Source organism: Pedococcus cremeus, from assembly GCF_900111375.1.
GTDB lineage: Bacteria > Actinomycetota > Actinomycetes > Actinomycetales > Dermatophilaceae > Pedococcus_A > Pedococcus_A cremeus.
On sequence record NZ_FOHB01000011.1, the window covers coordinates 23,071 to 35,204 of the forward strand.

At 73.4% G+C, this 12,134-nt stretch carries 9 protein-coding genes; 5 read left to right on the top strand and 4 right to left on the bottom strand.

Going from position 1 to position 12,134, the window contains the following annotated elements:
- Positions 1-65 precede the first annotated feature (65 nt).
- Positions 66-4,076 (top strand): ATP-dependent RNA helicase HrpA, encoded by a 4,011-nt coding sequence (gene hrpA / locus BMW78_RS18245; protein ID WP_091762667.1) that lies wholly within the window; start codon positions 66-68, stop codon positions 4,074-4,076.
- A gap of 169 nt (positions 4,077-4,245) precedes the next feature.
- On the top strand, positions 4,246-5,175 hold the full coding sequence (locus tag BMW78_RS18250; RefSeq protein WP_091762830.1) for a PAC2 family protein: 930 nt from the start codon (positions 4,246-4,248) through the stop codon (positions 5,173-5,175).
- Positions 5,176-5,264: 89 nt separating this feature from the next.
- Here the strand turns inward: BMW78_RS18250 and BMW78_RS18255 are convergent, their stop codons facing one another.
- From BMW78_RS18255 to BMW78_RS18270, 4 genes are read right to left on the bottom strand one after another with little or no spacing between them, the layout of a single operon-like run.
- Positions 5,265-6,065 (bottom strand): DUF1206 domain-containing protein, encoded by an 801-nt coding sequence (locus tag BMW78_RS18255; protein WP_091762669.1) that lies wholly within the window; start codon positions 6,063-6,065, stop codon positions 5,265-5,267.
- 21 nt (positions 6,066-6,086) lie between these two features.
- Positions 6,087-7,865, bottom strand: a complete 1,779-nt coding sequence (locus tag BMW78_RS18260; protein ID WP_091762671.1) for a DNA polymerase — start codon at positions 7,863-7,865, stop codon at positions 6,087-6,089.
- Positions 7,866-7,872: 7 nt separating this feature from the next.
- Positions 7,873-8,340: a SufE family protein gene (locus tag BMW78_RS18265; RefSeq protein WP_091762673.1), complete on the bottom strand. Its 468-nt coding sequence runs from the start codon at positions 8,338-8,340 to the stop codon at positions 7,873-7,875.
- Between the two features lie 9 nt (positions 8,341-8,349).
- Positions 8,350-9,246 (bottom strand): sulfurtransferase, encoded by an 897-nt coding sequence (locus tag BMW78_RS18270; RefSeq protein WP_091762675.1) that lies wholly within the window; start codon positions 9,244-9,246, stop codon positions 8,350-8,352.
- A 70-nt stretch (positions 9,247-9,316) separates the two neighbouring features.
- Here BMW78_RS18270 and BMW78_RS18275 point away from each other — a divergent pair, with 70 nt between their 5' ends.
- The 3 genes from BMW78_RS18275 to BMW78_RS18285 all read left to right on the top strand — a co-directional run bounded on the left by BMW78_RS18275 (position 9,317) and on the right by BMW78_RS18285 (position 12,072).
- Positions 9,317-10,057, top strand: a complete 741-nt coding sequence (locus BMW78_RS18275) for an EcsC family protein (RefSeq protein WP_091762677.1) — start codon at positions 9,317-9,319, stop codon at positions 10,055-10,057.
- A 238-nt stretch (positions 10,058-10,295) separates the two neighbouring features.
- On the top strand, positions 10,296-10,655 hold the full coding sequence (locus BMW78_RS18280; RefSeq protein WP_245735969.1) for a YkvA family protein: 360 nt from the start codon (positions 10,296-10,298) through the stop codon (positions 10,653-10,655).
- 130 nt (positions 10,656-10,785) lie between these two features.
- The gene (locus BMW78_RS18285; protein ID WP_091762681.1) at positions 10,786-12,072 is read left to right on the top strand and encodes a DUF4192 domain-containing protein; all 1,287 of its coding nucleotides are present in this window, start codon (positions 10,786-10,788) and stop codon (positions 12,070-12,072) included.
- Positions 12,073-12,134 lie beyond the last annotated feature (62 nt).

Genomic DNA, 12,134 nt, shown 5'->3' on the forward strand with positions numbered 1-12,134 from the left:
GACTGGCCCGCTCGCCCAATTGGGTGAGCGCGTGGGGCCGTCGGCTGCGCACGTATGCTGGCCGCATGTCCAGCCCGCGCTCCGACGACCCCGCGTCGGGCGGGTCCCCGCAGGCCCGGGAGCGGAAGGCCGAGGCCCGGGAACGGAAGCCCGAGGCCCGGGAACGGAACGTCGAGCGGGGGACGGACGGCCGGGGTGCGTCCCGTCGTGGTGGAGGCGGCCGAGGCGCGCGGCGTCCGCGCGGACCACAGCGGCCACCGCGCCGGGCGGTTCCCGTTCCCGACCTGCACTACCCGGAGCACCTGCCGGTGGTGGAGCGCAAGGACGACATCGCGGCGGCCATCCGCGACCACCAGGTCGTCGTCGTCGCGGGCGAGACCGGCTCGGGCAAGACCACCCAGCTGCCGAAGATCTGCCTCGAGATCGGCCGCGGCCGCGAGGGGCTCATCGGCCACACCCAGCCGCGGCGCATCGCCGCCCGCTCGGTGGCCGAGCGCATCGCCGAGGAGCTGGAGGTCGAGCTCGGCGGTGCGATCGGCTACCAGGTCCGGTTCACCGACCTCGCCAGCGACAACACGCTGGTCAAGGTCATGACCGACGGCATCCTCCTGAACGAGATGCAGCACGACCGCGACCTGCGCAAGTACGACACGATCATCATCGACGAGGCGCACGAGCGGTCGCTCAACATCGACTTCATCCTCGGCTACCTCAAGCAGCTGCTGCCGCGCCGGCCGGACCTCAAGGTCGTCATCACCTCGGCGACCATCGACCCCGACAAGTTCGCCCGCCACTTCGCGCAGCCGGACGGCACGCCCGCACCGGTCGTCGAGGTCTCCGGTCGCACGTACCCGGTGGAGGTCCGCTACCGCCCACTGGTCGACCCCGACCGCGAGGACGCCGAGGAGCGCGACCAGGTCACCGGGGTCTGCGACGCCGTCGAGGAGCTGTGGACCGAGAACCGGGGCGACGGGGGCGGCCAGGACATCCTGGTCTTCCTGTCGGGGGAGCGCGAGATCCGTGACACCGCAGACGCGCTCGCCTCGATGGGACTGCCCGACACCGAGGTGCTCCCGCTGTTCGCGCGGCTCTCGGCAGCCGAGCAGCACCGGGTCTTCAGCCGCCACGGTGGCCGCCGGGTCGTCCTTGCCACCAACGTCGCCGAGACGTCGCTGACCGTGCCGGGCATCCGCTACGTCGTCGACGCCGGCACCGCGCGCATCTCCCGCTACAGCCAGCGCACCAAGGTCCAGCGCCTGCCGATCGAGCCGGTCTCGCAGGCCAGTGCCAACCAGCGCGCCGGCCGGTGCGGCCGCGTCGCCGACGGCATCTGCGTCCGGCTCTACTCCGAGGACGACTTCCAGAGCCGGCCGGAGTTCACCGAGCCGGAGATCCAGCGCACCAGCCTCGCGTCGGTCATCCTCCAGATGACCTCGCTCGGCCTCGGTGACATCGCCGCGTTCCCGTTCGTCGACGCCCCCGACTCGCGGCAGGTCGCCGACGGCGTCCGCCTCCTCGAGGAGCTCCAGGCCTTCGACACCGGGTATGCCGCGGAGGCGGCGCCCGCGGGCCCCGCACCGAAGCGGGGACGGGGCCGCGGACGACGGCTCACGGCATACGGGAAGGCACTGGCGCGGCTGCCCGTGGACCCGCGGCTGGGACGCATGCTGCTCGAGGCGGACAAGCTCGGGTGCACCCGTGAGGTGCTCGTCATCGTCGCGGCACTGTCGATGCAGGACCCGCGCGAGCGGCCGGCCGACAAGCAGACCCAGGCCGACCAGTCGCACGCGCGGTTCCGCGACGAGCACTCCGACTTCATCTCCCTGCTCACCCTGTGGCGCTACCTCAAGGAGCAGCAGAAGGCGTTGAGCGGCAGCGCCTTCCGCCGCATGTGCAAGGCCGAGTTCCTGCACTACCTGCGCGTGCGCGAGTGGCAGGACCTGCACACCCAGCTGCGCCAGGCGTGCCGGCAGCAGGGCCTCGACCCCGACCGGGCAACCGCGGCCCGGGACGAGGAGCCGAAGGCTGACGTCATCCACCAGGCGCTGCTCGCCGGGCTGCTCTCGCACGTCGGCCTGCGCGATGAGGTCAAGCGCGACTACCTCGGCGCCCGCGGGGCCCGGTTCGCCATCTCGCCGGGCTCGACGCTGTTCCGGCGGCAGCCGACCTGGGTGATGTCGGCCGAGCTGGTGGAGACGAGCCGGCTGTGGGCACGCACGAACGCCCGGATCGACCCGGTCTGGGCGGAGCGGCTGGCCGCCCACCTGGTCAAGCGCACCTACAGCGAGCCGCGCTGGTCACGGAAACAGGGCGCGGCCCTGGCCACCGAGCGGGTGACGCTGTACGGCGTCCCGCTGGTCGCGGCGCGCACCGTGCAGTACGGGCGGATCAACCCCGAGGAGTCGCGCGACCTGTTCATCCGGCACGCGCTGGTGGAGGGCGACTGGGAGACCCACCACGAGTTCTTCCGCGCGAACCGCGCTCTGCTGCAACGCCTCTCAGAGCTCGAGGAGAGGGCACGCCGGCGGGACCTCATCGTCGACGACGAGACGCTCGTCGAGTTCTACGACCGGCGCGTCCCGGCCGGCGTCGTGTCGGCACGGCACTTCGACAGCTGGTGGAAGAAGGCGCGTCGCGAGACACCGGACCTGTTGACGTTCACCGAGGAGCTGCTGACGAGCGAGTCGGCCGAGGAGGTCTCCGCCGGCGACTACCCCCGAACCTGGCGGCAGGGTGGCCTCGAGCTGCCCTTGACCTACCAGTTCGAGCCGGGCGCGGCGGCCGACGGCGTGACGGTGCACATCCCCGTGCAGGTGCTCAACCAGGTGCACGACGAGGGGTTCGACTGGCAGGTCCCCGGGCTGCGCGCCGACCTCGCCACCGCCCTGCTGAAGTCGCTGCCCAAGGCCACCCGCCGGCACTTCGTGCCCACGCCCGACCACGCCGCCGCTGCTCTGCGTGACGCCCAGCCGGGTGGTGGACGACGGCTGGTCGACGAGCTCTCACGGGTGCTGCACGCGCGTACGGGCGTGCAGGTGCCCCAGCAGGAGTGGGACGTCACCCGGGTGCCCGACCACCTGCGCATCACCTTCAGCGTCGACGACGACCGCGGCCGTTCGCTCGCCGGCGGCAAGGACCTCGAGCAGCTGAAGGCGCAGCTGGCCGGCCAGGTGCAGCGCCGGATGTCGCGCGCAGGCGCGGCGATCGAGCGCAAGGGCCTGAAGCAGTGGGACTTCGGTGCCCTGCCCCCGACGTTCGAGACGCGGTCCGGCGGCCAGGTGGTGCAGGGATACCCGGCGCTCGTGGACCGTGGAGACTCCGTCGACCTGCTCGTGCTGCCGGGGGAGCGGGAGGCTGAGGCGGCCACCCGGCTCGGGGTGCGGCGCCTGCTCCTGCTCAACACGTCGGCGCCGTGGAAGCGCGTCCTCGCCCGGCTCACCAACACCCAGAAGCTGACGCTGGGCAGCAACCCCCACGGCAGCGTGCCGGCCCTGCTGGAGGACTGCCTCGCGTGCGCCGTCGACGCCGTCGTGGCCGAGCGCCGGCCCGGACCGGTGCGCGACCCGGAGGCGTTCGAGGACGTGCTCTCCGCGGTGCGCACCCACGTCGTCACGCGGGTGCTGAACGTCGTCGACGAGGTCGAGCCGGCGCTCGTCCTCGCCCGTGAGGTGGAGCAACGGCTGGCGGCGCTCCATGGCCCGGCGGTGGCCCCGCTGGCCGCCGACCTGCAGGCACAGCTGCACAGCCTGGTCTACCCGGGCTTCGTCGCCGACACGGGCCTGGCCCGGCTGCCGCACCTGCGCCGCTACCTGCGCGGGATGCTGCAGCGCATCGAGAAGGCTCCGACCGCCCTGGCCCGCGACGCACAGGGGCAGGAGGTCGTCGACCGGGTCGAGGAGGCCTACGCCGACCTCCTCGACTCCCTGGCACCCGTGGACCGCCGCTCGCAGCCCGTGCTCGACGTGGGCTGGATGATCGAGGAGCTGCGGGTCAGCCTGTTCGCCAACGGCCTCGGCACCGCGCAGCCGGTCTCGGAGAAGCGGATCCGCAAGGCGATGGCCGCCCTGGCCTCCTGACGAACGCCCTCCTCGGCCCTGCCGTCGTCCGGTCAGTCCGGGGCCGCTCGACCTCTCGGCGCACCGGTCAGCCCGGGGCCGCCCGACCTCTCGGCGCGCAGGTGAGGAACACCTTGGCAGACTGTGGTGTTGATCCCTCGAGAAGGACCACCCTGAGAGAGGTTTGACCGTGCAGAACCCGTCCGAGCTCTACCGCTTCGAGACCGACGCCGAACCGCAGGAGCTGCGGGCCTCGGTGATGATCGTGACGCTCGGTGGCTTCGTCGACGCCGGCAACACCCAGCGCCTCCTGAGCGACCACCTGCTGGCCACGACCGAGGGGTCCGTGGTGGCCTCCTTCGACGTCGACCAGCTGCTCGACTACCGCGGTCGCCGCCCCGGCATGGTCTTCGACACCAACCGCTGGCTCAGCTACGAGGACCCCTGCCTGGCCCTGCACCGCCTCGTCGACCGCGACGGCACCCCGTTCTTCCTGCTCACCGGCCCCGAGCCGGACTACCAGTGGGAGCGGGTCGTCGAGGCCATCCGCCAGCTCGTCGTGGCCCTGGGCGTCGACCTCGTCGTCAGCGCGCACGGCATCCCGATGGCGGTCCCGCACACCCGTCCGATCGGCATGACGGCCCACGCCACCGACCCCCGCCTGATCCCTGAGCAGCTCAACCCGTTCGGCCGCGTCGAGGTGCCCGGCAGCCTGGCGTCGCTGCTCGAGCTGCGACTGGGGGAGTCGGGCCACGACGCGATGGGCTTCGCCATCCACGTGCCGCACTACCTGGCGCAGTCCGAGTTCGCCGACGGCGCAGTGACCGCGCTCAACGCGATCACCGGCGCCACCGCGCTCAACCTGCCGATCGACGACCTGGTGGCGGCGGCCGGGCTCAACCGCGCCGAGATCGCCCAGGAGCTCGCCGGGTCCGAGGAGGTCGCCCAGGTGGTGGCCGCCCTCGAGCGCCAGTACGACACCTTCGTCGAGGGCCTGCAGAAGCCGAGCCTGCTCGCCACCGACGTCAGCGAGCTGCCCTCGGCCGACGAGATCGGCGCCGAGCTCGAGCAGTTCCTGCGCAACGTGGCCGAAGACGACGACGAAGGCCCGACCGCCTGACGGAGAAGCACCGAACAACGCCGAAGGGGCGGGGACCGCGTGTCCCCGCCCCTTCGGCGTTCCTGCCGCGACGAGGCGGTGTGCCGCGGTCAGACGCGCGCGTGTCGCGCCCGGGTGAAGCTGTAGATGCCGTAGGCGGCGATGCCGAGAGCCACGGCGGTCAGCAGACCCGGGCCGAACGGCTGGTCCTTCAGCGTGCGCAGGGCACCGTCGAGGCCCTTGGCCTCCTTGGGGTTGGCGTGCAGCGCAGCGAGCCCGAAGAGCACGCCGACGACGGTCAGTGCCACCCCCTTGGCGATGTAGCCGACGACACCGAGGCGGACCGCCCAGGTGCCGGGGTCGTCCTCGAGGTCCTTCAGGAACCCCTCGGTCGCGCCCTTCCACACGTGGTAGACACCCACGCCGATGACGACGAGGCCGACGATGCCCACGAGCCACTGGCCGCCCGGCTTGCTCATCAGCTGCTGGGTGAGGTCCACGGTCTGGCTCTTGCTGCTGCTGGACTTCCCGCGGGCGAAGGTGAACGTCGTCCACGCCAGCGCGAGGTAGACGACCGCCTTGCTGAAGGACTTGACCTTGGACATCCAGGCGTCCTTGTCGGAGCCCGGGTGGCCGAAGGCGGCGTCGGCCAGCTGCCACAACCCGAGGCCGAGGAAGCCGAGCACGCCGACCCACAGCGCCAGCTTGCCGGCGCCGTTGCCGGCCAGCGACTGCAGCGCCCCGCTCTGGTCGGCGCTCTTCCCCGACCCTCCGATGCCCCAGGCGACCTGCAGCGCGATCCACCCGATGAGCAGGTGGAGCAGGCCGCTGACGGCGTAGCCGACCCGGGCCGCGGTCTCGAGGGCGGGGTGGTCGCTCGCCTGCCGCGCGGTGCTGATGACGTCACTCATGCGCACAGCGTGGCACGGACCTCACTCCTTGGCCTCCGACCAGCGGTTGACCACCGCCGTGTCGGCCACGAACCGCACCTGCGTCGAGCCGGTCCACCGGCGCGCGCTGTCGTTCAGCGCGGTCACCACCCGGGCACGGGCATCCTCGGCGTGCTCCGCGGGCACGTGCACGAGCAGCTCGTCGTGCAGGCAGAGCACGATCTGGGCCCCGAGGTCGCGGGTCGTGGCCCGCACGGTGGCCGCCCACGCCTTGAACAGCTCGGCCGCAGCGCCCTGGATGACCGCGTTGCGGGCGTAGCGACCCCGGGCCGCGGCCCGCGCCGGGTCGTCGCCGAGGGCCGCGTCACCGGGCTGGCCGAAGGGCAGGAAGCCCCCGGTGTGGACGGCACGGCCACCGAAGGTGCGCAGCACCTCGCGGCGCACGCCCGCGGCATACATCTGGTCGAGGTAGGCCATGGCGGTGGGGTACGCGCGCTCGAGTCCCTTGAGCGCGTCGGCGGCCGCGCCCCGGCGGCCGCCGTACATGGCGCCCAGCACCGCGACCTTGGCGACCGCCCGTTCCACACCCAGGGTCTGGGCGACCGGCGCGTACAGGTCGTCGGAGAGGGTGGCCGCGGCGAACGCCCGGTCACCCGACACCGCTGCCAGCACACGGGGCTCGATCTGCCCGAGGTCGGCACGGACGAGGACGTGGCCGGGCTGCGCGGCGACGGCCGGCCGCAGCGAGGTCGGCAGGTTGTGCAGGCCGTTCTGGGCGGTCATCCGCCCCGCCGCGCCGTCGCAGGCGGTCCAGGAGCCGCGCAGCCGGTCGTCGGCCCCGACGTGGGCCTCGAGCCAGGGGTAGCCGTAGGTGGTGGCGATGCGCTCGGCCGTGCGCCAGTCCAGCAGCGCCGCGACCAGCGGGTGGGTGTCGCGGTAGGGCGCCAGCACCCCCTTGCGGGTGTTGGGCACGTCGACGCCCACGCTGAGCAGCAGCTCGCGCACCTGCACCGGGTTGCGCAGGTCGGTGTGCTCGCGCCCGGGTGCGAGCCGCAGCACGACGGCATCGCGCTCGGCGCGCACCTCACGGGCGTGCCGCTCGTCGCGGGGCCGCGGTCCGGCTGCCTCGGCGATGAGGCGCTCGGCGGCGGGCCGGTCGATGGGCAGCCCGTCGCGCTCCAGCTCGAGGCACAGCAGGGCCGCAGCCGACTCCGAGTGCGCGGTCGCGACGGCTCGCGGCCCCAGGCGCCTGAGCTGGGCCTCCTGCGTGGCCGCGCAGTCCAGCGCGGAGCGGCCCCAGGCGACCAGCCGCTCGGCCGTCAGCGGCCAGGCCGGCGTGCCGACGTCGGGTCGCAGGTAGCCGTCGGCGCGCACCGGGTCGTCGAGGACGACGGGCTCGCCCTCGCCGCCGGGGGACTCGTCGACGCCGAAGTCGAACAGGTCGCCGGCCGAGGCCGCGGGCAGGGCTGCGGCGTCCAGCTCCCGAGCGTGCGCCCAGGCCACCTGCGGTGAGGCTTCCCACCCTCCCGAGAGCAGGCGGTGCGCCTCGGCGACGTCCCAGCAGCGGGCCAGCGGGAGGCGGGCGGACACGAGGGCCCGGGCGTCGGTGCCGGCCCCCCACCAGGTCCAGCGCGGCGACCGGTCGCGCTCGAGGCGCTCGACGACGGCGACCACCTCTTCGACCGGCCCGACCTGCACCAGGTCGTCACCGACGACGGCGAGCAGCGCCGGCGTGGTGGAGGAGGAGGGCGGCGCGGCCACCACCGCGACGCGGCCGGATGGCGACGCGACGACCGGGGTCGCGCCGGCAGCGGCGGTCATCGGCTGCTCAGGCAGCCCGGGACTTCAGCGCGACCTGCCGCTTGATGCGGCTGAGCATGCCCACCATGCCCCGCAGCCGCAGCGGGGAGACCGCCTCGGCGAGCGAGAACCGGTAGGGCGCGTCCTCGGGCACGGCGAGGATCTCGTCGACCGAGAGGCCGTCGAGCCCCTGGTGCAGGATGCCGGCGAAGCCGCGGGTGGTCGGTGCCTCGGGAGGGGCGGAGAAGAACAGCGAGACGACCCGCTTGCCCGGCTCGGGCGCGGACTCCTCGTCGACCTCGACGGTGAGGAACAGCGGCGACTGGCACTCGTGCACCTGTTCCATCGACTCGGGGGCCGCGGCATACCGCTCCGGCAGCGCCGGCAGCTCCTCGCTGAACTCCAGCAGCAGCTGGAGCCGCTCGGGGACGGGCAGCTCCGCGAAGTCCTCGGCGATCTCCGCCAGCTCGGCGGGCAGACCGGTGGTGTCGGGCACGGGGACCGCCTACTTCTTCTCGACGGGCACGCGCACGGCGTTGCCCCACTCGGTCCACGAGCCGTCGTAGTTGCGCACGTCCTCGAACCCGAGCAGGTGGGTCAGCACGAACCAGGTGTGCGAGGAGCGCTCGCCGATGCGGCAGTAGGCCACGGTCGGCTCCTGCGGCTTCAGGCCCTGCTCCTGCAGGTAGATCGCCTCGAGCTCCTCACGCGACTTGAACGTGCCGTCCTCGTTGGCCGCGCGCGCCCACGGCACCGACTTGGCGCCGGGGATGTGGCCGCCCCGCATGGCGCCCTCCTGCGGGTAGTCGGGCATGTGCAGCAGCTCGCCGGAGTACTCGCCGGGGGAGCGCACGTCGACCAGGGGCTGGCCGAGGTGGGCCAGCACGTCGTCCTTGAAGGCGCGGATCGGGGCGTCGACGCGCTCGACGACGGGGTAGTCGGCCGGCTGCGGCGTCGGCACGTCCTTGGTCATCTCGCGGCCCTCGGCGACCCACTTCGCGCGGCCGCCGTCGAGCAGCCGCACGTCCTCGTGGCCGAAGAGGGTCATGACCCACAGCGCGTACGCGGCCCACCAGTTGTTCTTGTCGCCGTAGATGACGACGGTGGTGTCGCGTCCGATCCCGCGGGCGGACATGACCTTCGCGAACTGCTCGCTGTCGACGTAGTCGCGCGTCACCTGGTCGTTGAGGTCCTGGTGCCAGTCGAGCTTGAGCGCACCGGGGATGTGGCCGGTGTCGTAGAGCAGGACGTCCTCGTCGGACTCGAGCACCACGATGCCGTCGGGGTTTCCGGCCTCGAGCTGCTCCGCCAGCCACGCCGTGGAGACCAGCCGCTCGGGGTGGGCGTAGTCGGCGAACTTCGACTCGGGAACCTGCTGCTCAGGGGTCTGCGCGTCAGCCATGCGCCCACGATAGACCGGCAGGTCCGGGCGCCCCGTGGCAGGATGGCCGCACCGTCACGAGGAGGGCGAAATGGGCATTCTGGACCTTGACCGCGGCAAGCACGGCGAGACGTCGACCGCCGCGGGGAAGCGACCGTCGGCGCTCGAGCAGGCCGGCGCCGGCCCACAGGACCACGGCGCGTTCGGCAACGGCGTCGTGCGGGTCATCGAGGGCATCCTCGACACCGGCATCGACGGCAGGGGACCGTTCCACTCGGCGCAGCAGGTCGCCGACGTCGCCCTGTCGAACCACCCCGACAGCGAGCAGGCGATCGACGTGATCGTCTCCTCGCACCTCAAGCTCGCAGCCGCCGGCGGCTTCGCCACCGGGCTCGGCGGGTTCGTCACGCTGCCGGTCGCGCTGCCGGCCAACGTGGTCGAGTTCTACCTCGTGGCCACCCGCATGGTGGCGGCCGTCGCCTCGGCCCGGGGCTACGACCTGCGCCAGCCGCAGATCCGCTCGGCCGTCCTGCTCACCCTCGTCGGCGCCGACTCCGACGACCTGCTCAAGAAGGCCGGCGTGGCCACCACCGGCCGGCTCTCCAACCTCGCCGCACAGCGCCTGCCCGGGCCGGCCCTGATGGTGGTCAACAAGGCCGTCGCGTTCCGCCTCATCAGCCAGGTCGGCAAGAAGGCGCTGGTGCGCATGGGCAAGGCCGTCCCCTTCGTCGGTGGTGCCGTGGGCGCGGGCCTCGACGCCTACCTCCTCAAGCGGATCGCCGAGGAGGCGAGGCACGAGTTCCCGCGCCGCAGCCGCGGCCTGACCGCCTGACACCGACGACGGCGCCTGGGTATGCCGCCCGCTCACCCGAGCGGGCGGCATACCGCTGCTGGAAGCGGGTAGGGGAATGGTGTCGGCCACTCGGACGTTGGAACTGTGTTCCACTGGCTCAATGTTCGGCCGACCGTGCCCGGACGATGGGAGATCACCGATGGCCATGTCTCGCTGGGGAGTGTTCCGCACCCTCGCCACCGCCCTGCGTACCGCCGTCCGGCCAGGGGGTCCGAGCATGGGGGAGCGGCTCTCCGCCCTGCCGCGCCTGCTGCGCGCCACCGTCCGCGGTGAGTACCGCGGCGCCACGGCCGGCAAGCTCTTCCTCGTCGCCGCGGCGGCCGCCTACGTGCTGTCGCCCTTCGACCTGGTGCCCGAGGCCTTCCTCAGCATCTTCGGCCTCGCGGACGACGCGGTGGTCGTGACCTGGATCGCCGCGACCATCGTCAACGAGACCGACGCCTTCCTCGCCTGGGAGCGAGGGACGGCCGCTGACTCGCGCACCGGTTGGAGCGGCGGCGCCCGGAGCGCGCGCGAGCGTGCGCCGCGTGGCGCCTCGGCGCAGGCGCAGACGGTGCCCGGCGAGGTCGTCCGCTGAGCTGACCTGACGCTGGCCTGACGGCCGTCGACGCCCCGGTTGTGCACAGCCACCCGGGGCGTCGTCACGTCCTCCACAGGACCTCGACGGAGTCTCGTGGGGCTCCGGTGCGCGCCGCGACCGTGGGGCCATGAACCCGATCAGGCTCCGCGGCCCCGCCGACGTCCTCGCCGTCCTCCCGTTCCAGCTCGGCTACCACCCGCACGAGGCCGTGGTCGTCGTGGCGGTGTCCCACCGGTCCATCGGGCTGGTCCAGCGCCTCGACCTCCCGCCCGCTGACGAGGTCGACGCTGCGGTCGACGCCCTCCTGCCCGCGCTGGAGCGCGAACGGCCCGAGGCCGTGCTGCTGGTGGGCTACGAGTCGGCGCAATCCAGTGCGGTGCCGGTGCTCGACGCCCTGCGCGACGCCTGCGAGCAGCGGGGCATGGAGGTGCTGGACCGCCTGCTCGTGCGGGAGGGGCGCTGGTATGCCGTGGACTGCGCGACCGGCTGCTGTCCCGAGGGCGGGGCGCCGCTCCCGGCGCCGGAGGACACCCCGGCAGTGGCCGACTTCGTGGCCATGGAGACCGCACCCCTGTCGGACCGGGAGGCGGTGACCCGCCAGCTCGACCCCGACCCGGTCCGGTCCGCCGAGGTGGCGGCGGCGATCCGGCAGGTGGGACCCCGCACCACGTGGCGGGCCGCCGGCCGGACCCTCGGCAGGGCGCCGGCCGGCGCGGCGTTCGGGTTGGCGCGAGGTGACCTCCCCGACCCGGTCACCGGAGCGCTGCCGTTGCCCCCGCCGCCGACGGTGCCCCCGTTCCTGCGGGTGGTGGGGAGCAGGAGCTGCAAGGAGCCTCCGGCCGAGGTCCTCGACGGTGACCTCGAGCGCGAGGCCGAGTGGGCGGCGGAAGCGGCAGCAGCCGAGCGTGCCCGGGACGCCCGACGGCTGCGCCAGCTCTCCGGCTGGGCGGTGGTGTGCGACGTGTCGGCCGGACGGCCGCCCCTCGACGGCCTGGCCCCCGAGGAGGTGGCCGACCTCGCGCTCTCCCTGCGCGACGTCCACCTGCGTGACGGGCTCATCGCCTGGTTCAGCCCGGGGACCCTGCCGCTGGAGGCCCTCGACGGCGACCTGCCCGACCAGCTGCGCAGCTGCCTGCCGCGGGCCTCGTGGGTCGGGGCCCGCCGCAGCCGGGGTCGAGCCATTGCGGCCCGCCGGCTGCAGGGCCGCCTGGTCGAGCTGTGCCGGATGCTGCCGGCGGAGGAGGCCGCCCCGGCCCTGACCGTGCTGGCCCACGTGGCGTGGTGCGTGCTGGGCGACGGAGCCCTGGCCCGGGCCGCCGTCGAGCGGGCCCTGGCGCTCGAACCCGACTACCGGCTGGCCCAGTTGGTGGCCGCCATGGTCAACGTCGCCTTCCGCCCGACCGTCACGGCCTGACGGCACCGGCGCAGCGTCCAGAAACCGGACAGCGGGGACCACGTGACGGGCGCCGGTCCTAT

Bases quoted from the DNA above. Each gene is read 5' to 3' on its own strand.
- BMW78_RS18270 (WP_091762675.1), bottom strand. From the start codon at position 9,246: ATGGCTGACGCGCAGACCCCTGAGCAGCAGGTTCCCGAGTCGAAGTTC.
- BMW78_RS18285 (WP_091762681.1), top strand. From the start codon at position 10,786: ATGAACCCGATCAGGCTCCGCGGCCCCGCCGACGTCCTCGCCGTCCTC.
- BMW78_RS18275 (WP_091762677.1), top strand. From the start codon at position 9,317: ATGGGCATTCTGGACCTTGACCGCGGCAAGCACGGCGAGACGTCGACC.
- BMW78_RS18280 (WP_245735969.1), top strand. From the start codon at position 10,296: ATGGGGGAGCGGCTCTCCGCCCTGCCGCGCCTGCTGCGCGCCACCGTC.
- BMW78_RS18260 (WP_091762671.1), bottom strand. From the start codon at position 7,865: ATGACCGCCGCTGCCGGCGCGACCCCGGTCGTCGCGTCGCCATCCGGC.
- hrpA (WP_091762667.1), top strand. From the start codon at position 66: ATGTCCAGCCCGCGCTCCGACGACCCCGCGTCGGGCGGGTCCCCGCAG.
- BMW78_RS18255 (WP_091762669.1), bottom strand. From the start codon at position 6,065: ATGAGTGACGTCATCAGCACCGCGCGGCAGGCGAGCGACCACCCCGCC.